Origin of the sequence: Nonomuraea sp. NPDC050547 (assembly GCF_044457345.1) — a bacterium.
Lineage (GTDB): Bacteria > Actinomycetota > Actinomycetes > Streptosporangiales > Streptosporangiaceae > Nonomuraea.
Map to the genome: position 1 here is coordinate 346,285 of NZ_JBITGW010000004.1, position 17,970 is coordinate 364,254.

17 protein-coding genes are annotated in these 17,970 nt (G+C 69.1%); 7 read left to right on the plus strand and 10 right to left on the minus strand.

Annotated elements, in window-relative coordinates; all coding sequences use genetic code 11:
• Positions 1-48 precede the first annotated feature (48 nt).
• Positions 49-3,435: a hypothetical protein gene (locus ACIBHY_RS12340; RefSeq protein WP_397306698.1), complete on the minus strand. Its 3,387-nt coding sequence runs from the start codon at positions 3,433-3,435 to the stop codon at positions 49-51.
• On the opposite strand from ACIBHY_RS12340, the gene ACIBHY_RS12345 reads away from it, so the two are divergent.
• Positions 3,389-3,622: a hypothetical protein gene (locus ACIBHY_RS12345; protein ID WP_397306699.1), complete on the plus strand. Its 234-nt coding sequence runs from the start codon at positions 3,389-3,391 to the stop codon at positions 3,620-3,622. The two genes, ACIBHY_RS12340 and ACIBHY_RS12345, sit on opposite strands and share 47 nt — an antisense overlap.
• Here ACIBHY_RS12345 and ACIBHY_RS12350 read toward each other — a convergent pair.
• Entirely contained in the window at positions 3,548-5,203 is a 1,656-nt protein-coding gene (locus tag ACIBHY_RS12350; RefSeq protein WP_397306700.1) for a hypothetical protein, read from the minus strand. The genes ACIBHY_RS12345 and ACIBHY_RS12350 overlap by 75 nt on opposite strands.
• A gap of 986 nt (positions 5,204-6,189) precedes the next feature.
• Complete coding sequence (gene nucS / locus ACIBHY_RS12355; RefSeq protein ID WP_184965905.1) at positions 6,190-6,852, minus strand: endonuclease NucS; 663 nt, start codon at positions 6,850-6,852, stop codon at positions 6,190-6,192.
• Positions 6,853-6,889: 37 nt separating this feature from the next.
• On the opposite strand from nucS, the gene ACIBHY_RS12360 reads away from it, so the two are divergent.
• The 5 genes from ACIBHY_RS12360 to ACIBHY_RS12380 are packed head-to-tail and all read left to right on the plus strand — an operon-like array spanning position 6,890 to position 10,969.
• Positions 6,890-8,338: a 3-hydroxyacyl-CoA dehydrogenase gene (locus ACIBHY_RS12360; RefSeq protein WP_397306701.1), complete on the plus strand. Its 1,449-nt coding sequence runs from the start codon at positions 6,890-6,892 to the stop codon at positions 8,336-8,338.
• A complete protein-coding gene (locus tag ACIBHY_RS12365) occupies positions 8,335-8,625 on the plus strand; it encodes an ATP/GTP-binding protein (protein ID WP_184965901.1) in 291 nt (96 codons plus the stop codon). Before ACIBHY_RS12360 ends, ACIBHY_RS12365 begins: the two co-directional genes overlap by 4 nt.
• A 10-nt stretch (positions 8,626-8,635) precedes the next feature.
• A complete protein-coding gene (locus ACIBHY_RS12370) occupies positions 8,636-9,349 on the plus strand; it encodes an alpha/beta hydrolase (RefSeq protein WP_379609129.1) in 714 nt (237 codons plus the stop codon).
• Between the two features lie 43 nt (positions 9,350-9,392).
• Positions 9,393-10,151 (plus strand): SDR family NAD(P)-dependent oxidoreductase, encoded by a 759-nt coding sequence (locus ACIBHY_RS12375; RefSeq protein WP_397253275.1) that lies wholly within the window; start codon positions 9,393-9,395, stop codon positions 10,149-10,151.
• A gap of 23 nt (positions 10,152-10,174) precedes the next feature.
• Positions 10,175-10,969 carry an alpha/beta fold hydrolase gene (locus ACIBHY_RS12380; RefSeq protein ID WP_397306702.1) on the plus strand — a complete coding sequence of 265 codons (795 nt, stop codon included), beginning with the start codon at positions 10,175-10,177 and terminating at the stop codon, positions 10,967-10,969.
• Here ACIBHY_RS12380 and ACIBHY_RS12385 read toward each other — a convergent pair.
• The 3 genes from ACIBHY_RS12385 to mce all read right to left on the minus strand — a co-directional run bounded on the left by ACIBHY_RS12385 (position 10,929) and on the right by mce (position 14,029).
• Complete coding sequence (locus ACIBHY_RS12385) at positions 10,929-12,011, minus strand: AI-2E family transporter (RefSeq protein ID WP_397253279.1); 1,083 nt, start codon at positions 12,009-12,011, stop codon at positions 10,929-10,931. The two genes, ACIBHY_RS12380 and ACIBHY_RS12385, sit on opposite strands and share 41 nt — an antisense overlap.
• A gap of 107 nt (positions 12,012-12,118) precedes the next feature.
• Entirely contained in the window at positions 12,119-13,414 is a 1,296-nt protein-coding gene (locus tag ACIBHY_RS12390) for a DivIVA domain-containing protein (protein WP_397094994.1), read from the minus strand.
• A gap of 192 nt (positions 13,415-13,606) precedes the next feature.
• A complete protein-coding gene (gene mce / locus ACIBHY_RS12395) occupies positions 13,607-14,029 on the minus strand; it encodes a methylmalonyl-CoA epimerase (protein WP_397253281.1) in 423 nt (140 codons plus the stop codon).
• An 84-nt stretch (positions 14,030-14,113) separates the two neighbouring features.
• Between mce and ACIBHY_RS12400 the strand changes: the two genes are divergently transcribed.
• Positions 14,114-15,295: an acetyl-CoA C-acetyltransferase gene (locus ACIBHY_RS12400; RefSeq protein ID WP_397253283.1), complete on the plus strand. Its 1,182-nt coding sequence runs from the start codon at positions 14,114-14,116 to the stop codon at positions 15,293-15,295.
• A 165-nt stretch (positions 15,296-15,460) separates the two neighbouring features.
• Here the strand turns inward: ACIBHY_RS12400 and ACIBHY_RS12405 are convergent, their stop codons facing one another.
• From ACIBHY_RS12405 to ACIBHY_RS12420, 4 genes are all read right to left on the minus strand, one after another.
• The gene (locus ACIBHY_RS12405) at positions 15,461-15,598 is read right to left on the minus strand and encodes a hypothetical protein (RefSeq protein ID WP_184965887.1); all 138 of its coding nucleotides are present in this window, start codon (positions 15,596-15,598) and stop codon (positions 15,461-15,463) included.
• Positions 15,599-15,631: 33 nt separating this feature from the next.
• Entirely contained in the window at positions 15,632-15,775 is a 144-nt protein-coding gene (locus ACIBHY_RS12410) for a hypothetical protein (protein WP_379609136.1), read from the minus strand.
• Positions 15,776-15,920: 145 nt separating this feature from the next.
• Positions 15,921-16,571: a DUF4230 domain-containing protein gene (locus ACIBHY_RS12415; RefSeq protein ID WP_397253286.1), complete on the minus strand. Its 651-nt coding sequence runs from the start codon at positions 16,569-16,571 to the stop codon at positions 15,921-15,923.
• 28 nt (positions 16,572-16,599) lie between these two features.
• Positions 16,600-17,910: a hypothetical protein gene (locus ACIBHY_RS12420; protein ID WP_397253288.1), complete on the minus strand. Its 1,311-nt coding sequence runs from the start codon at positions 17,908-17,910 to the stop codon at positions 16,600-16,602.
• Positions 17,911-17,970 lie beyond the last annotated feature (60 nt).

The following is a 17,970-nucleotide window of genomic DNA, read 5'->3' on the forward strand; positions in this document are numbered from 1 at the left end:
CATAGAAGCTTCATATGTGACCTGTCAATGCTGGAATATATGCGTGGTTCAGGACTTGTACGCCAGGGACCCGGCCGCGCAGGACATCGAGCCGTAGGCGAGGTTGAACAGGGTCGCGGCGCCGACCGCGATGCCCCAGGTGACGGGTTCCTCGTCGTCCGCCAGCAACGGCGACAGGACGCCGCTGCCGTCGAAACAGGTTCCGGCCCAGCCGTTCAGAACGCCGATCGTGTTCTGGTTCTCCTCATCGACGGTCGCGGCGATGGTCGGCACCTCCCACATGATGTTCTCGGCGAAGTCCACCCAGGGAGACGCCGGGCCCCATACCTTGCTCGCGCCCGAGTCCTGCGCGGTCAGCCCGACGCCCAGGTCCACGAGCGACTTCACGACCATGAGATCGGTGAGGGCCTGGTTGGTGATGGCCCACCACTTCTGGTCCTTCAGATCCTGGATCTGGCCCATGACGTCGGGGGCCACGTAGACCCAGTACGACACGCACGCCAGGCTGTTGAGGACCGGGAAGGCCTGCGTGACCACCTTGAACTGCCGGGCCTTCGTGGCCAGCGGCTGCAGCACGCTCACCGCCACCGCCCCGGCCATGGCGCAGACGCCGCCGGTGAGCGCCAGGACCTTGTTGGTCGAGCTCGAGATCTGCCCGGCCTCCATGGCGGAGCGGCTGTCGGCTGGGTTGCAGATCCGCTGGATGGCCGCGAAATCGGGCGCGTCGATCAGCGCGGCCGTGGTGGCGTCGTCAGGGAACGGCGCCTCGTCGGCGATGAGCTTGTAGCCGATCGTGACCGGGATGGCGGCCACCAGGCAGGCCGCGTCCAGCAGGCTCAGGTCGTTGCCGGAGACCTTCCTGTAGAGCCACGACAGGACGGGGATCTCGATGGTCGCGGTGAGGATGTCCATGACGCCGTCGACGAGTTCGGCCAGCACGTCGAGCGCCGCGAGCAGGATGTTCTCGACGCTCTCCAGGAACGCGTCGGTGATGATCGCGATCACTTCCGTGACGATCTGGGCGAACGAGATCTGGTCGATCTTGTCGATGATGTTGCTCTTGAAGCTGGCGAGTGCCTGCTGGAAGACCTCCTCCTCCCGGCTCAGGGCGTCCACCAGCGGCTGGAGCGTGGCCGCCACGTCGCCCGTGACCCCCTGGTTGGGCTGGGCGGTCGTGGTGCCGTTGGACGCGTTGCTCTTCAGCTGGTGCAGCCCCCAGTTGCTCTGCGGGCTGTTCTGGTCGGGCACCGCCGGGCCGGACGCCATGACGCCGCCGCGGGTGGTGCCGCTCAGGCTCGGTGGAATGTCGCCGGGGAGACCGGCCCACGAGTCGACGTACCCCTGCACATCGGTGAACGCGTGCTGCAACCGGGTTCGCGCGTCGCCGAGCCCGTCGATGCTCTTCGCCACGTACCGCGTGAAGATGTTCTTCAGCACGTTGTGCGTGCGGACGATGTCCGACCAGACGAACAGGAAGCCCAGCCACTTGATCAGATCCTCGAAGAACACCTTGATCTTGTTGAAGACGAACTCCACCGCGTGCACCACCGCGTCGACGCAGTCGAGCAACACGTCGTAGACCTCGCCCGCGATCGTCGCGAGGAAGTGGTAGACGCCCTCGGCCTCCTGCACGACGAAGCTCACGACGTCGTCGAAGCAGTCCTTGAGCCAGGAGAAGAAGTCACCCATCGCCACCGAGATGGCCGACGCTCCGTCCGCCTGGGCTTCGGGCCCTTCGTGGTAGGTGAGCCCGCCGCCGGCGAACGAGAGGCCCCACACCTGCGGCACGGCGGCCCGGCGGGTGGCGGAGTCGCCGCCGGAACGCTGCCGGGAGCCGTCCTGCGGTAGTCCGGAATTGATGTTCATGAACTGCGCGAGGGCCTTGGCGGCGCTGTCGCCGTCCGCCGTGCCGATGCTGGAGGGCACGAGCGGGGCCCGCGAGCCGTCCGCGTTCGTGACCACGACGGCCCGCAGGTCGTCACCGGTCTGTACGGCGTTCAGCGTCGCGATCGCGTTGGCCATGGGATTGACGTCGGCCACGACGCCCGGTGTGTCGGACAGGACGACACGGAAGCAGACGGCGGCCAGGGACTGGGTCTCCTGGACGACGGTCAGCACCCCGGTCGCGTCGGTGGTCGCGTTCACCGGCACCGCCGGTGAGAGCAGGTGGTAGACGTCGTCCAGGTAGACGCTCACCGGACTGGTCGCGGTCACCGCCACATTGGTGTTCGGCGCCGCGAGACCGTCGTCGTCGGTGACGGCGACGTGGGTGGTGAAGGTGTTGTACGTGATCACGTCGTCCGGGTCGGTGGCGGGCAACAGGATGGAGCGCTGGAGCCAGTCGGTGGTGACGGGATCCTGGGTGAGCCGGACGAGGTCCTGGCCGTCCAGGTCGGCGAACAGGACGTTGTTGCCGGCGCCGAGGTTCAGGAAGAACGCGAACCGCGCCGCCGAAGGCAGCAGCGGCACCGGCGCCGACCACGCGGCCGGGTCCGCCTCGCCGCCCGCGGCGCAGCGCACGTAACACAGGGTGCCCTGCGGGCCGAGACCCCAGACCGCGGTGCCGTCGGCGTCGCTCGCCGCGGCGAGGGTGGTGGCGCCGGCCAGGAGACCGCCGGCCACGATCTGGACCGGCGTGGCCATGTCGTGCTGGTTGTCCGGCGTGAACAGGTACAGGCCGTCCCCGGCGGACACGAACAGGTTGGTCACGCCGGAGCCGTTGAGCGCCGCCGCGATCGTGCTGGTCCCCGCCGGCGGCGTCAGCCGGGCGGGGTCGGGCGCGTCCCGGTTGGGCGCGTTCTTGGCGGCGAAGTAGTTGTACTGCGGCGTGAAGAGCAGCTGGGGCTCACCGCCGATCGTGCCGAAGGTGTAGATGCCGGGAATCGGGTCGTTCTCCCGCTGCCCGAGGCAGTTCACGATGCTGTTCGCGGCGAAGTCGGCGGCGAGCTTGTGCGGGTTCCACTGGGGCGAACCGCCGGGCGTGATGTAGTAGCGGTCGAGCAGTTCCAGGGAGTCGCCCGGCACGCGGATGACGTCGACGAAGATGTTCTCGACGGTGCCGGGGCCGTTCATGATGCTCACGTCGGCGATGGTGAGCGGGTCCGGCGCGGTGCCCGCGTCGAACGGGACGGCCGTCCAGGTGACACCGTCGGCCCAGGCCGCCTCCGTGTTCGCGTTGCCGAGGGAGAGATACAGGATGTCCGCGCCGTTGACGGTCACCACGAGCGCGAGGTCGATGGCGAGGGTCTGGGCGTTCTGGGTGACGGCGAACGCCTTGGCCGTCACCGGGGCGCCGCCGTTCCGGGCCGACAGGGCGCCGCTGAGGTCGATCCTGTTCCAGCCGGTCGGGGTCTCGGTCACCTCGCGGGTGAGGTAGCAGACGTCGTCGGTGCCGATCGAGAAGAAGAGCGCGTCGCCGTTCTGCGACTGGAGCACCTCGAAGGCCTGGTCGGGTGCCATGACCACGGCGGCCTTGTGGTTCTCCATCAGTTCGGAGTCGAATGAGATCTTCATGGGACCTTCAGCGCTTTCGATTGGGAACGGGTATTCACCGCGTCGGGTCGGCGTACGTGATGTGCGCGACGAGGTCCTGGTTGTCGGAGAACACGGCGTCGCTGAATGAGAACGTCGTTCCGCCGGGAAAGACGAAGTTCTCCACGAACGAGACCGGAATGTCCGTCATAGCGGTCGCAAAGCAGCCTTGCGTGTACTGCTTCGTGTAATCGAGGAGCTGGTTGACCCCGGTGAAGAAGTTCAGAAAGCCGTTCTGCCCGGGCGTCTGCGACTTGTCGGCCACGCTCGAATGCGGAGGGGAGACCACGACGCTTCCGGTGTCGTCCACCCCAATCGAGTAGACGTCCGTGATGCTTTTGTCGACGATATTGCCGCCGGCGCCGCTCCCCGCGCATCTGATATAGGTGTAGATGACGAGATGCTGGGTGATGGTCATCGTGTCGCCCTGGACGCTCACGGAGAAGTCGTACGTGCTGTCGAGTTCCATCGACCCGCCGAGCAGGGGGCCGCCGCACTCGTCGGAAGCGGTGCTGCTGAATGCGACGGAGATGATGGTCGGCCCGGACGCCGGAAAGGTTATCGTCGGCGTCGTGTACCAGAGATTGAAATAGTAGTAGACGTCCGGCGCCTTGCATTGGAGGGTCACGTCCGTGGTCAGGCAGTTCGTCCCGATGTATTCGGACAGGGTTTGAATGCCGTTGAAGGTGTTGAGGAGATAGCCGGCGAACGTGTTCCTGTTCAGGGCGGCCACGCCGTCGTACTGGGACACCTCGCCCGGCTCGATCCAGTTCCAGCCGAACCCGGCGTGCGTGGTGTCGGGAAGCTGGTCGTCGTTGGCGGCGCACAGGTAGTTCAGCGTGAGCGGAGCGCCGTCCGAGCCGACGGCGTCCGGCGTGAAGAAGTTCACGTCCGTCACCGCGATCGAGGACGGCGACGTGGCCGTCACCTGCTTCGCGGCATAGCCGAGCACCTCGCCGCCATCGAGCGCCTTCCAGTAGGTGTCGATGAAGTCGCTCGTCATGAACGCGTTGAGGACACTGTTGGACGGCTGGTCGCTGAACTGGAAGCCCTGCTCCAGGTCGGAGCTGTTCAGGTCGTAGTAGAGCTGCTGGACGCCGAACATGTCGGGGTCGCCCACGCCCTTGAGCCGGTTCTGCACGTCCGGGGGAAGGCTCTCGAAGGAGGCGTCCTGGAAGTCCAGGTCGACGGCGCCGGAGAAGGTCCAGCTCGTGCCGGACGGCTGCGCCTGGTTGAACCAGGTCATCGAATCGCGCGGACCGAAGAGGAGCTCCGTCGCGACGAACTCCGAGAACATCAGCGTGTACGTCACATTCGACTGCCCCGGCTTCAGCGCGATGATCGGCGGCAGCGACGAGGGATCGACACCGGGCGGAAGGCCCAGCTTCGCCTTGACGGCGAACGCGAAATAGGCGTTGTTGAGATTCTGCACTCTCGCGTCTGATGAAGGCGTGCCGTCGGGCACGGTGAAAGGATCCGTGTTTCCGGCGTTGGCCACGAAGGTGGCGAAGTCGATCGGGACCGGCTGGTCGCCGTCGTATACGTAGCACAGGATGGCTTCCGGCAGGCCGCCGTAGAGATATTCCGCCAGGGTGCTGTTGACGCTGTCCTGGGTGACCGCGACGACATAGTCGAATCCGGTCGACGAGAGATTGGAATCCTGAGCGCTCATGAAACGTTTCCTTGTATCTGAAAAGAGGCGCCGCCAAAAGGCGTACCATTCCGAAGCCACAACCCGGCGGGGCGGATTCTTCGTGCGCGGGGCGTTGTCCGCCTATCTCCACGCGCTGATTCTGTTGGCATCCGGTTCCGCGAGATCCGCGTAGTACGTCGAATACCCTCTGCTCAGATCAGTACACGTGCCGCGCCTTCGCCTCTTGGAAAGTTCTGCGCCCATCTATCCGCGCCGGCCGTCGATTAAACGGCGACACGCCGTTTCTCGGTCGCTGGGAAAGTTGGCAAAAGAACCGATCCGGGTTGATGGCGTTCGCATGGACCGGGTTCCGAGACCGGGGGCGCGAAGATCGGGGATTTCGTCGCCGGGTAGTTCTTCGCATCCGACAACACCTGCGAGATCGCTGCGCGTTCGACCATGGCGCGGGGGAGCCGGGAGCTTGGCAGCGGGTAGATCTCGCCGCCAGGGTGGTCGCCATCGGTGTCAACCAGGCACTGGCGGGTCTGCCCGCTCGTCAAAGCCCGGCGGCGGCTCGCCGGGGCTCCGGGGTCGCGGAGGGCCCGGGTGTCGCCGGGACGTGGGTGGCTGGCCGCTGAGGCTTGCGACCGCCCGACAGCCGGGGGCCGGGCACGGACTGCACGGCTCGGCGGAGTCGCACAGGCCCGGCCGGCCGCGCCCATCCCGATCGGGTGCTGGCTCTTGGTCAAATGCCAGGGCTTCGGCCGAAGGTCTTTCGCTGACCGTGCCCGGGCAACGGTCGGGGTCCGGGGGCGGGCCCCCGGCAGGGGGTCGTGGGGGGCTTGGCCCCCCACTGAGGGGAGCCCGAGCGTCTATGGCGCGCAGCGCCCCCTTGCGAGGACCGTGGGGGTCCGGGGGCGGGGTCGGGGGGGCTTGGCCCCCCGCTAAGGGGAGCCCGAGAGCCCTGGCGCGTCGCGCCCTCTCGCGAGGACCGTCAGCGCGCAGCGCCCCGTCCGAGGACCGTGCTAGAAGAGGGTGGGGTTCTCGGGTTCGATGCCGCGCAGCGCGTCGTAGTCCAGGGTGACGCAGTTGATTCCGCGGTCCGTCGCCAGCACCCGGGCCTGGGGTTTGATCTCCTGGGCAGCGAACACCCCGCGCACCGGCGACAGCAGCGGGTCGCGGTTCAGGAGTTCGAGGTAGCGGGTCAGCTGCTCCACCCCGTCGATCTCGCCGCGCCGCTTGATCTCCACCGCGACGGTCGCGCCCGATGAGTCCCGGCACAGGATGTCCACCGGCCCGATCGCCGTCATGTACTCCCGGCGGATCAGCGAGTACCCGTCGCCCAGCGTCGTGATGTGCTCGGCTAGGAGTTCCTGCAGGTGCGCCTCCACCCCGTCCTTGATCAGGCCGGGGTCCACGCCCAGTTCGTGGGAGAAGTCGTGGAGGATCTCCTCCATCGTCAGGACCAGCTTCTCGCCCGTCTTGCCGTGGGTGACGGTCCAGGTGTCGCCGTCCTCCTTGAGCTTGCAGGGCGGGTTCATCCAGTTGAGCGGCTTGAAGGCGCGGTCGTCGGCGTGGATGCTCACGCTGTTGTCCGCCTTGATCATGATCAGCCTCGGCGCCATCGGCAGGTGTGCCGTGAGCCGTCCTATGTAATCCACGCTGCATCGCGCGATGACCAGCCGCATGACGGCCCACCCTACCGGCTCTGGAAAACTGGGGGGCATGGCGTTTGAAAAGGTGGGAGTGGTCGGTCTTGGCACGATGGGTGCGGGGATCGCCGAGGTGTTCGCGCGTGCGGGGATACGGGTGATCGGCGTCGAGGCCGATCCCGAGGCGCTCGCGCGGGGGCGCGGGCACCTGGAGAGGTCCACCGGCCGGGCGCTGGACAAGGGGCGGCTGAGCGCCGAGGAGCGTGCGGCGATCCTGGGGCGGATCACGCTCACCACCGCGCGCGAGGATCTCGCCGACGCGGACCTGGTGGTGGAGGCGATCCCCGAGATCCTCGAGTACAAGATCGCGTTGTTCGCCGACCTCGACCGGATCTGCAAGCCGGACACGGTGCTGGCCACCAACACCTCGTCGCTGTCGGTGACCGCCGTCGCCGCCGCGACGGGCCGGCCCGGCCGGGTGATCGGCATGCACTTCTTCAACCCGGCGCCGATCATGAAGCTGGTCGAGGTGATCGGCACGGTCATGACGGACGACGGGCTGCCGGAGTCGATCGCGGACCTGTCCCGGGCTCTCGGCAAGACGCCGGTGGTGGTGGGCGACCGGGCCGGGTTCGTGGTCAACAGGCTGCTCCTGCCGTACCTCAACCAGGCCGCGGTGCTGCTGGAGCGCGGCGTCGCGGCGCGCGACGACATCGACACGGCGATGAGGAAGGGCGCCGGGCTGCCGATGGGCCCGTTCGCGCTGCTCGACCTCATCGGGCTCGACACCTCCTACGAGGTCATGGGGGTGCTCTTCGACGAGACGCGCTCGTCGCGCCACGCGCCCGCGCCCGTCCTGCGCGAACTGGTCACCGCCGGACTGCTCGGCCGCAAAAGTGGTCGCGGCTTCCACGGCGGGGAGCCCGTTCCCGGCGAGCCGGGCAAGGCGTCCGCGACACGGGTCCTGGTCCGCGGCGAGGGCGCGGAGGAGCTCGCCGCGCGGCTGGCCGCCGCGGGCTTCGGCGAGTCCGACACGCCCGACGTCGTGCTGCGGCTCGGTGAGCGTCCCGTGATCGAGCACGCCGTACGGCATGCCGACCCGTCCCGCGTGGTGGGCATCCACCTCGTGGGCCAGAGCGTCGCCGAAGTCGTCTCGACCGTGCTCACCGCCCCGGCGGCGACCACGGCCGCCGTCGGCCTGATGACGGTGCTCGGCCTGGCCCCGGTGCCCTGCGGGGACCGGGCGGGGTTCGTGGTCGAGGCCCTGCTCTTCCCCTATCTCAACGACGCGGTCAGGATGCACGAGTCCGGTTACGCCTCGATCGCGGACATCGACAACGCCATGCGGCTGGGCTGCGGATATCCGGCCGGGCCGTTCGAGATGATCGAGAGCATCGGCCCGCGGCAGGTGCGCGACGGCCTGCGCGCCCTCTACGCCGAGTACCGCGAGCCGTCCTACGCGCCCGCGCCCCTGCTCGACCAGTTGGTCACCGCGGGCCTGCAGACGTTCCCGCGCGCATGAGCCCCCGCCGCGCCCGCCGCAAGGAGTCGACCCGCCCCAACGCCTTCCCCTCGACCACCGACCGGGTGGAGGAGTGGCCGGACGGGGAGTGGAAGGTACGCATGCTCAGCGGCGCCGGAGCCGCCAAGGACTACCGCTGTCCGGGCTGCGACCAGGAGATCAAGGCGGGCCAGCCGCATCTGGTGAGCTGGCCCAACTGGACCGGCGGCGACGAGGAGCGGCGGCACTGGCACACGGCCTGCTGGCGCAAGAGACTGGACCGCGGTCCCGGCCGTAGCCGTTACTGAAAGGAACGATGTGGAGATCCGCGCGGCGAGCGTGCTGCCCGCCCGGCGTGAGCCGATCGAGTTGCACACCGGTGACGGACTGACCCTGGTCGGCGAGCTGGCCCAGCCCGAGGGCCGCGACCCGGTCGCGACGCTCGTCACCTTGCACCCGCTGCCCACCCACGGCGGCTTCATGGACAGCCACGTCTACAAGAAGGCGGCCAACCGCCTGCCCGCGCTGGCCGATCTGGCGGTGCTGCGCTTCAACACCCGCGGCACCTCCTCCGAGCGCGGCACCTCCGAGGGCGCCTTCGACGGCGGCGAGGGCGAGCGCTACGACGTGGCGGCGGCGCTGGAGTACGCCGAGTACCACGATCTGCCGCGCGTGTGGGTGGTCGGCTGGTCCTTCGGCACCGAGCTGGCGCTGAAGTGGGCGCGCGACCCGCTGGTGGAGGGCGCGATCCTCATGTCGCCGCCGCTGCACAGGGCCGTGGACACCGACCTCGACGCGTGGGCGGAGTTCGGGCGGCCGATGACCGTGCTGGTGCCGGAGTTCGACGACTACCTGCGGCCGGAGGAGGCGCGCAGGCGCTTCGCCCGGGTGCCCCAGGCCGAGGTGGTGGCGGTCGAGGGGGCCAAGCATCTGTGGGTGGGCGAGCCCTACGTGCGCATCGCCCTGAACGAGATCGTCAAGCGGGTGAATCCGGAACGCCACCCGCTGCCCACCGAGGTGCCGGAAGGCTAAGCTCGCCCTGTAGAACGATGTTCTGTAGAGCGAGGAGGCGGGCGTGGACGCGTTCGATCTGACCGGCAAGAAGGCTCTGGTCACCGGAGCATCCCGGGGCATCGGCAGAGCCATCGCGCTCGCCTACGCGCGGGCGGGCGCGGACGTGGCGCTGGTCTCCCGTTCGGCCGAGTCGCTGGGCGAGGTGGCCAAGGAGATCTCCGAGCTTGGCAGGAGCGCGTTCGCCGTTCCCGCGGACCTGACCGACAGGGAGGCCGCCGCCGCTGCCGTGCGCACCTCGATCGAGGCGCTCGGGCACGTCGACATCGTGGTCAACAACGCCGGAGGCTCCAACTTCCTGGTGGAGTTCAAGGATCTGCGCCTGTCCGGCTGGGACAAGCTGATGCGGCTCAACCTCGACTCGGCCGTGTCCGTGTGCCACGCCATCGCGCCGCACCTGCTGGAGCGAGGCTCCGGTTCGGTCATCAACGTCGGCTCCGCGGCCGCCAGGGGCGCGCCCTTCCTCGCGCCTTACGCCGCCGCCAAGGCCGGGCTGGTCGCCCTCACCAAGTCCCTGGCCATCGAATGGGCCCGCGCGGGCGTCCGGGTCAACGCGCTGTGCCCCGGCTGGACGGCCACCGACCTCAACCGCAACCTCTGGCAGGACGAGGCGGCGAGCCGTTCGACCATCGCCTCGGTTCCGATGGCCCGCTGGGGCACCGCCGAGGAGATGGCACACCCCGCCGTATTTCTGGCCAGTCCGGCCTCTGCCTATATGACAGGCCAAGTCCTGTTCATCGACGGCGGTCTGACGACAACCTGAACGAAGCGGACTACCGTGAGTCCGTGCAGCTCTACACGAGATCAGCCGGGAGCGGTGTCCCGGTCGTCCTGCTCCACGCCTTTCCCCTCTCCTCGGCGATGTGGCTGGCCCAACGCGAAGGGCTGGCCGCCTCGTGCAGGGTGATCACGCCAGATCTGCGGGGGTTCGGCGGATCGCGGCTCGGTGACGACGAGCCGTCGGTCGACGCCATGGCCGACGACGTCGCCGCGATGCTCGACGCGGAAGGCGTCGAACGCGCCGTCGTCGGCGGCCTGTCCATGGGCGGCTACGTCACCATGGCCTTCTGCCGGCGCCACCCCGACCGGCTGCTCGGCGTCATCCTGGCCGACACCAAGGCCTCGCCCGACCCCGAGGCGGCCCGCGACAACCGTGAGCGCATCGCCCTGCGGGTGCTCGACGAGGGCCCCGGCGTGCTGGTCGAGGAGGTGCTGCCCGCGCTCATCGGGCGGACCACGCGCGAGCGGCGGGCCATGGTGTTCGGGCGCGTACGCGGGCTGGTGCAGGCCGCGCCGCCCGCGGCGGTGGCCTGGGCGCAGCGGGCGATGGCCGCCAGGCCGGACTCCTTCGACACGCTGAGCGGGCTGAAGGTGCCGTTCCTGGCGATCGTGGGCGAGGAGGACGAGCTCGCGCCGGTGGCCGACGCGGAGGCGATGACGCGGGCCGTACCGGATGGGCGGTTGGAGATCATCAAGAAGGCCGGGCACCTGAGCGCGGTCGAGCAGCCCGAGGCGTTCAACGCCGCGGTGGCCGACTTCGTCAGTTCCGGGCCTGGTGGGGGAGGACGATCTCCCGGATGATCAGCGAGATGGCGGCGGCGACCGGGATGGCCAGCAGCGCGCCGACGATCCCGAGCAGCGCGCCGCCGAACAGCGCGGCGATCACCGTGACCGCGGGCGTCACGTCGACCGAGCGCTTCATGACGCGGGGGTAGATGAAGTAGTTCTCGACCTGCTGGTAGATCACGAAGAAGATGGCGCAGGCGATGCCGGCGGGGACCGAGCCCAGCAGGGCCACGCCGGTCACGAGCACCGCGCCGATCGTCGCGCCGACGAGGGGGATGAGGTCGGTGAGCGCGACGATGAGAGCGAGCGCCAGGGCGTACGGCACGTTCGCGATGGTCAGGAAGATCCAGCTCAGCACGCCCGCGATGACCGAGATGAGCACGTTGCCGGCGACGTAGCCGCCGATGCCGCTCAGGATCTCCTCGGTGATCGCTCCGGTACGTTCGCGTCGCGTGGCCGGCACGAGCGTGAGCAGGTAGACCTTGATCGTGTGCAGGGAGCCGAGGAAGTAGAGCATCAGCACCAGCAGCGTCACGGTGGTGAACAGGCCGTCCACCACCACGAGCCCCGCGCCCATGATGCCGCTGGCCAGTGTGGTCGCCATGGAGCCGGTGAAGAATGAGCGCAGCTGCGACAGGATCTGGTAATCCTGTTCCAGCGCGCGCAGCGTGGGGTTGTTGCCGAGCTCGGTGAAGTAGCCGGGCACCGCGCTGACGAAGTCGGCCAGCTGCTGGCTGACCGGCGGCACGATGGCCACGCCGAACAAGGCGAACGCCACGATGACGCCGGCGAAGACGATCCCGATCGCCGTCCGCCTGGACAGGCGGCGCCGCTGAAGGGCCTCGACGGCCGGGTTGAGTCCCACCGCCAGGAACATCGCGACCGTGATGAGGATGATGACGCTCAGCGAGCGCACGACCATCTGGCCGATCGCGATCGCGGTCAGCACGCCGAGCCCGCCGATCAGTCCGAACAGGAACGGCCCGCGGGCCAGCGGCTTGCCCGGCATGCCGTACTGGGGGTTCTCTTCGGCCGGAGTCTCGACCTCAGCTGACAATGGGGGCTCCTGGGACAAATGGGGCGGAGGCAACAAAAAGAGAGCCTAGCGACCATGTGGTCGCCAGGCCCCTTTCAGCCGTCAGTCAAACCCCCCGAGGGCGGGCCTTACTCCTGCCACCACTCGCTGTCGTCGTCCGCCTTGGCCTCCGTCTTGGCGGGTGCGGCAGCGGCCGGCGCGGGCGCCGGCTTGTCGTTGGCGGACGCTGCGATCGCCGGCTTGGCCGGTGCCGCGGCCACCGCGGGCTCCGGCTCCATGCCGGGCAGCGCCGCGCCGCCGAGCAGCTGGCGCAGCTGGGCGAGGTGGCTGGTGATGCTGTCGCGCTGGCGCGTCAGCTCGTCGACCTGGCGCTGCATCGAGGAGCGGATGCGCTCGGCCTCCGACTTGGCCTCCGAGACGATCGTCTCGGCGCTGGACTTGCTGTCGGAGACGATCTGCTCGGAGCTCTTGCGGGCGTTGGCGACCAGCTGCTTGGCGTGGATGTCAGCCTCGCGGCGGGTCTGCTCGGCCTGCTGCGTCGCCTTGGTCGCGCGCGACTCCGCCGTGGCCGCGCGCTGCTCGGCCTCGGCGACCAGCTTCTGCGTGTTGGCCTGGGCGGTGGAGTGGCGCTCGGCCTCCTGGCGCTCGGCCTCCTCGCGGCGGGAGGCGAGCTGGATCTCGAACTCCGCCTCGTCCTGGGCCCGCTTGGCCTCGGACTCCTCCAGCACCCGCTGAGCCTGGGCGCGCATCTCGTCGGCCTGGCGCTTGGCCGTGGTCAGGACCTCGTCACGCTCGCGCTTGGTCGATGCGCGGAGCTGGGCCACCTCGCGCTCGGTGGTCGTGCGGAGCTTGGCGATCTCGCGCTCGGCGTCGGCGCGCTTCTCCGCCACCTCGTGGTCGGCGGTGGCGCGCAGCTTGGCGGCCTCACGCTCGGTCGTGGCGGTCAGTTCGTCGGACTCGCGGCGTGCGGTGCCGCGGATCTCCTCGGCGTCCCGCTCGGCGCTGGTGCGCATGTCGTCGGTCTCACGCGTGGCCTGGGCGCGCTTCTCGGCGGCTTCGGCCTCGGCGGCGGCGCGAACGTCCGCTGCCTCCACCTTGGCCGCGGCCTTGACCTCGTTGGCCTCGGAACGCGCGGCCTGCACGAGCTCGGTGGCCTGCTCCTCGGCCAGGCGCAGCAGCTGCTCGATGCGGGCGCCGAGACCGGAATAGGTGGGGCGCTCCTGCTCCTGCAACTGGCGCTGGGAGTCGGAGAGGTCGCGCTGAATGTTGGCGAGCTGTTCGCGAGACTGACGCAACTCGCCGTCGAGTTGCTTCAGGTGGTCGTGGACCTGGTGGCGGTCATAGCCACGCAGCACCACGTCGAATTCGCGAGCTGGGGCGTCCTCGAAGAAATTGTTGAGCTGGGCGTCGATGTCGGACTGCATGGAGGCTCGATCCTGGGTTGTCGAGACGGCTACATCGGCCGGACGGGGGGTTCGGGGCATCCGAGCCAGGAGCCTGTGCCTCACGGCAGGCTCCATGTCCGGTGGAAAGCCAGCGTACTCCGCTGGTGCCGCCTTGGAGGCCCCGTCCAACTATCTGCGTGACTAGTTACATATGAACGTTTTTTGCATTTCCTAGGGCCTGGCCGCTTGGACAAGCTCCGTCAGCATTCCTCCCACGTCCTTGGGGTGCAGAAACGCGATCGAAGATCCCATCGAGCCGTGACGGGGGTGTTCGTCGAGCAGCCTGACGCCCTTGGCCCCGATCTGCTCCATCGCCCCGGCCACGTCGGGCACGCCGAAAGCGACGTGGTGGACGCCCTCGCCACGCCTGGCCAGGAATTTGCCTACGGGGGAGTCCGCGTCGAGCGGTTCCAGGAGCTGGATGTAGGAGCCGCCGCCCTCGCCGTCCGCGATGTGCAGCATCGCCTCCTTGACGCCCTGCTCCTCGTTGACCTCCCTGGCGACGACGGTCAGCTCGAACAGGCCGGAGAAGAGCGCGATCTTCTCCTCCAGGTCGTTGCAGGCGATCCCGATGTGGTCGATACGCATGAACATGTGTGGCCTACCTCCATGGCGGTCATCCAGGTACCCGTGGGTATGGTGTCAAACGACCCCTCGTGTGCACAGGAGGCCCCTGACATGTCTGGTTCCGTCATCGTCGCCGGAGCGCGCACGCCGATCGGCAGGCTGCTCGGCTCGTTGTCCGGATTGTCCGCCGTTGAGCTTGGCGGCGTCGTTATCAAGGCTGCCCTGGAGCGTTCCGGGGTGAGCCCCGACCAGGTCCAGTATGTGATCATGGGCCAGGTGCTCCAAGCGGGCGCCGGCCAGATTCCGTCGCGCCAGGCGGCGGTCAAGGGGGGCATCTCCATGACCGTGCCCTCGCTGACCGTCAACAAGGTGTGCCTGTCCGGCCTGGACGCCATCGCGCTGGCCGACCAGCTCATCAGGGCCGGCGAGTTCGACGTCGTGGTGGCCGGCGGCATGGAGTCGATGTCCAACGCGCCGCACCTGCTGCCCGGCCTGCGCAAGGGCGTCAAGTACGGCCCCGCCGGCATCGTCGACTCGATGGCCCACGACGGCCTGTTCTGCGCCTTCGACCAGGTGGCCATGGGCGAGTCGACCGAGCGGTACAACGCCCGCCTCGGCATCGGCCGCGAGGAGCAGGACGCCTTCTCGGCCAGGTCCCACCAGCTCGCCGCGGCCGGCATCAAGAACGGCCTGTTCGACGACGAGATCGTCCCGGTGGAGATCCCCCAGCGGCGCGGCGAGCCGATCGTGGTCAAGGACGACGAGGGCGTACGCGGCGACACGACGCCGGAGGCGCTGGCGAAGCTGAGGCCCGCCTTCGCCGCCGACGGCACGATCACCGCGGGCTCGGCCTCGCAGATCTCCGACGGCGCCTGCGCGGTCGTGGTGATGTCGAAGGCCAAGGCCGAGGAGCTGGGCCTGCCCTGGCTGGCCGAGATCGGCAGGCACGGCAACGTGGCGGGCCCGGACGCCTCGCTGCAGTCGCAGCCGGCCAACGCCATCAAGCACGCGCTGTCGAAGCAGGGGCTGAGCGCCGACGACCTGGACCTGGTGGAGATCAACGAGGCGTTCGCCAGCGTGGTGCTGCAGTCGGTGAAGGAGCTCGGCATCCCGATGGACAAGGTGAACGTCAACGGCGGCGGTATCGCGGTCGGCCACCCGATCGGGGCCTCGGGCGCGCGCATCGTGCTGGCGCTGGCTCACGAGCTCAAGCGGCGTGGCGGCGGGCTGGGCGCGGCCGGGCTGTGCGGCGGCGGCGGCCAGGGCGACGCGCTGATCATCCGCGTCCCCTGATCGCGGGAAAGAAGCCCCTTGGGGGCAGAAAGCCGCACATCACCCTAGGCATGCAAAAGGCCGCGTGGCAGGAAATCTCGCCATGCGGCCGGGCCGGTGTGTGCGGCTAGGGAGGCAGTTTGGCCCGGCCGCGAGGGAGGTGGCGGCCGGGCCATCGTGCGGTGGTCATGAGGACAGGAACTTGGCGAACACCGAGCGACGCCCGGTCTTACGCGCCTCGCGGGCCCGCCGGTGCTCGGCGGCGGCCTTGCGAAGCTCCTCGGCGTGGTTCTTCATCACGGTGTACTCGAGTTCTGCGTTCATCGGAACCTCCTGGAGTCGTAAGGGGGGAAGGTCTTAGTGGGAGAGGAACTTCGCGAAGACGGAGCGGCGGCTCTTGCGGCCCTTGCTCGCCTCCACGGCCCGGCGGTGCTCGGCGGCTACGCGGCGCAGTTCCTCGGCGTGGTTCTTCATGAGCGCGTACTCAAGCTCGGCGTTCATTTCGGGTGACTCCCGGTGTCTTGGTGCTGTTGTCTCCTTGCACTCTTAAGACTCCTCCTAAGGCCCACCCCGCCACATCGGGCGGATGCCTTATCTGTGTGCCTTAGGCGGGTCCGGGGGTACCTAGACGGGGTCCCAGGCCTCCCTAGGGCTCGTCCGAGAACTTGACGGTGACCTTGGAGAAGCCCAGTGACTTCAGCAGCCCCTGGAGCATGACCTTGGTGTTGGCGTCGGCGCGGGCGCGCAGGTCACTGGCGGTGGCCGCCTCGGCGATCTTCTTCTCGGCCAGGACGTACAGCTCGCGCTGGTCGGTGGGGCTGGCCGACAGGAAGTCCTCGACCCGGTCGAGCAGGCCGCGCTGCTGGGCGAAGACGTAGGAGCGGTTATTGTCGATGTTGGGCTTCTCCAGCTGGGCCCGGGGCAGGCGCAGGGTGACCTGGGTGCGGTCCTCGGAGACGGTGACGGCGTCCTTGGCGAGGCCGGTGAAGTCGACGTAGGCGTCGACGCCGCCGGAGCCGACGAACAGGGTGCGGCTGCCCTTGATGGCGTCGGGCAGGAAGTTGGCGTCCTTCTCCAGGTCGACGACCACCTGGAAGGTGCCGGTGGCCGCCTCGAAGCGGCTCAGGTCGTGGATCGACTGCAGGAGCACCGGCTGGCTGCGGTCGATGGTCTGCTCGCCGAGGGGATTCCACCAGGCCCAGGCCAGGCGCCCGCCGACGATGAGCAGCGCGGCGAGCACGAGGAGCCCGGCGATATTTCGCCACCTGCGACGTCGCGTCAGGGGAGATGTCGTCATGCGGGCAGTACTACCCGCATGACGATCATCATTGCCAGCTCTGGGGTGACATTCCTGTCGGATACACCGGATAAATCGGCGTTGGCGAGGCCGGTACGGCACTGGCCATGGGCCCACCGCCGAAGTGGGTCCCCGACAGCCTGCACGACTGGAACTCGTTGTAGAACATGCGCAGCCACTCGCGGCGCTGCGGCTCGCTCAGCCCCGAGAACCACGCCGCGGCGTACTGGTGCTCGGGCAGCGGCCCGCCCGGCAGCGGCTCGCCGCGCAGCCACGCCATGACGATGTCGCGGTAGCCGTCGGAGGGGGAGTCGGTGCACTTGGCCGCCAGCGACTCGATGTAGGCGTAGGCGGCCTCGTCGGCGAACCCGGCCGACAGGTCGGGCACGTGGATGGCGGCCAGCCCCGAGGTGGACTTCAGCGACTCGCCGAGCGGGCGCTGCTCCACCCGGGTGAAGGCGGCCGGCGTGCCGGACAGCCGGGAGGCGATCTTGGTGAAGGTGGCGCCGAGCTCGGTCAGCCCGCCGCGCATGCCCGGGTGGACACAGACGGTGATCGGCCAGTCCTGGCAGCTGTAGGCGATCGCCTGCGCCGCGGCGGGCTTGGGGTCGGTCAGCAGCCGCGCGACCCCGGTCCCCGCGGCCATCACGGCCAGCAGCGCGCAGGCGAGCACGAGTGCCTGCCGCGTCACCACGGCCGCCCAGCCGAGCAGCAGCGCGGCGGTGATCCCGATCAGCCACAACGTCTGGTCGAGGAAGGCCGCCCCGCTGAGCCCCTGGAACAGGTCGTACGGCTCGCCCGTGCCGGGCGCCAGCCGATCGGCCCACGGACGCCCCTCGGCCAGCCAGGTGAACACCCCGTAGCAGGCGATCCCGGCCACCGGCGGCATGAAGGGGTAGGGCAGCAGCCACCCGGCGACCCACCCGACGACGGAGTAGAGCGCCAGCCCCGCCATGCCCATGCCGAGCCCGGACAGGCTCAGCCGCCCCGCCTGCTCGGTGAGCACCGTCTTGATCGCGAGCACGAGCACGGTGGCGGCGAACGAGCCCGTCACGACCACCAGGATGGCCAGCGGCGCCTTCAGCGCGCACCAGGTCGACAGAGAGCGCCCCCGCAGCGCGCGCCGCTTGCGCAGCGCCACCCACGCGGCGAAGGCCGCCGCCACCGGGCCGGTCAGCCGGAGCGATCCGATCACGGCGGCCACGATGTTCTCCCAGGCGTCGACGCCGGGGATGAGCACGCTCCACGCCGCCATCAGGCCCAGAGCGAGCAGGACCGCGACGGTGACCGCCGCGCTGTGCTTCAGCTCCTCGCGAGTGACACCCGCGTGCTCACGCACAGAAAACCCCGTTGACGTACATCAAAAGCACCCCCCGTGCCCTTGGCGCCGCGAAGCTGA

Coding starts and splice junctions, on each gene's coding strand:
- ACIBHY_RS12350 (WP_397306700.1), bottom strand. CDS start 5,203: ATGAGCGCTCAGGATTCCAATCTCTCGTCGACCGGATTCGACTATGTC.
- nucS (WP_184965905.1), bottom strand. CDS start 6,852: ATGCGGCTGGTCATCGCGCGATGCAGCGTGGATTACATAGGACGGCTC.
- ACIBHY_RS12360 (WP_397306701.1), top strand. CDS start 6,890: ATGGCGTTTGAAAAGGTGGGAGTGGTCGGTCTTGGCACGATGGGTGCG.
- ACIBHY_RS12365 (WP_184965901.1), top strand. CDS start 8,335: ATGAGCCCCCGCCGCGCCCGCCGCAAGGAGTCGACCCGCCCCAACGCC.
- ACIBHY_RS12390 (WP_397094994.1), bottom strand. CDS start 13,414: ATGCAGTCCGACATCGACGCCCAGCTCAACAATTTCTTCGAGGACGCC.
- mce (WP_397253281.1), bottom strand. CDS start 14,029: ATGTTCATGCGTATCGACCACATCGGGATCGCCTGCAACGACCTGGAG.
- ACIBHY_RS12400 (WP_397253283.1), top strand. CDS start 14,114: ATGTCTGGTTCCGTCATCGTCGCCGGAGCGCGCACGCCGATCGGCAGG.
- ACIBHY_RS12405 (WP_184965887.1), bottom strand. CDS start 15,598: ATGAACGCAGAACTCGAGTACACCGTGATGAAGAACCACGCCGAGGAG.
- ACIBHY_RS12410 (WP_379609136.1), bottom strand. CDS start 15,775: ATGAACGCCGAGCTTGAGTACGCGCTCATGAAGAACCACGCCGAGGAA.
- ACIBHY_RS12415 (WP_397253286.1), bottom strand. CDS start 16,571: ATGACGACATCTCCCCTGACGCGACGTCGCAGGTGGCGAAATATCGCC.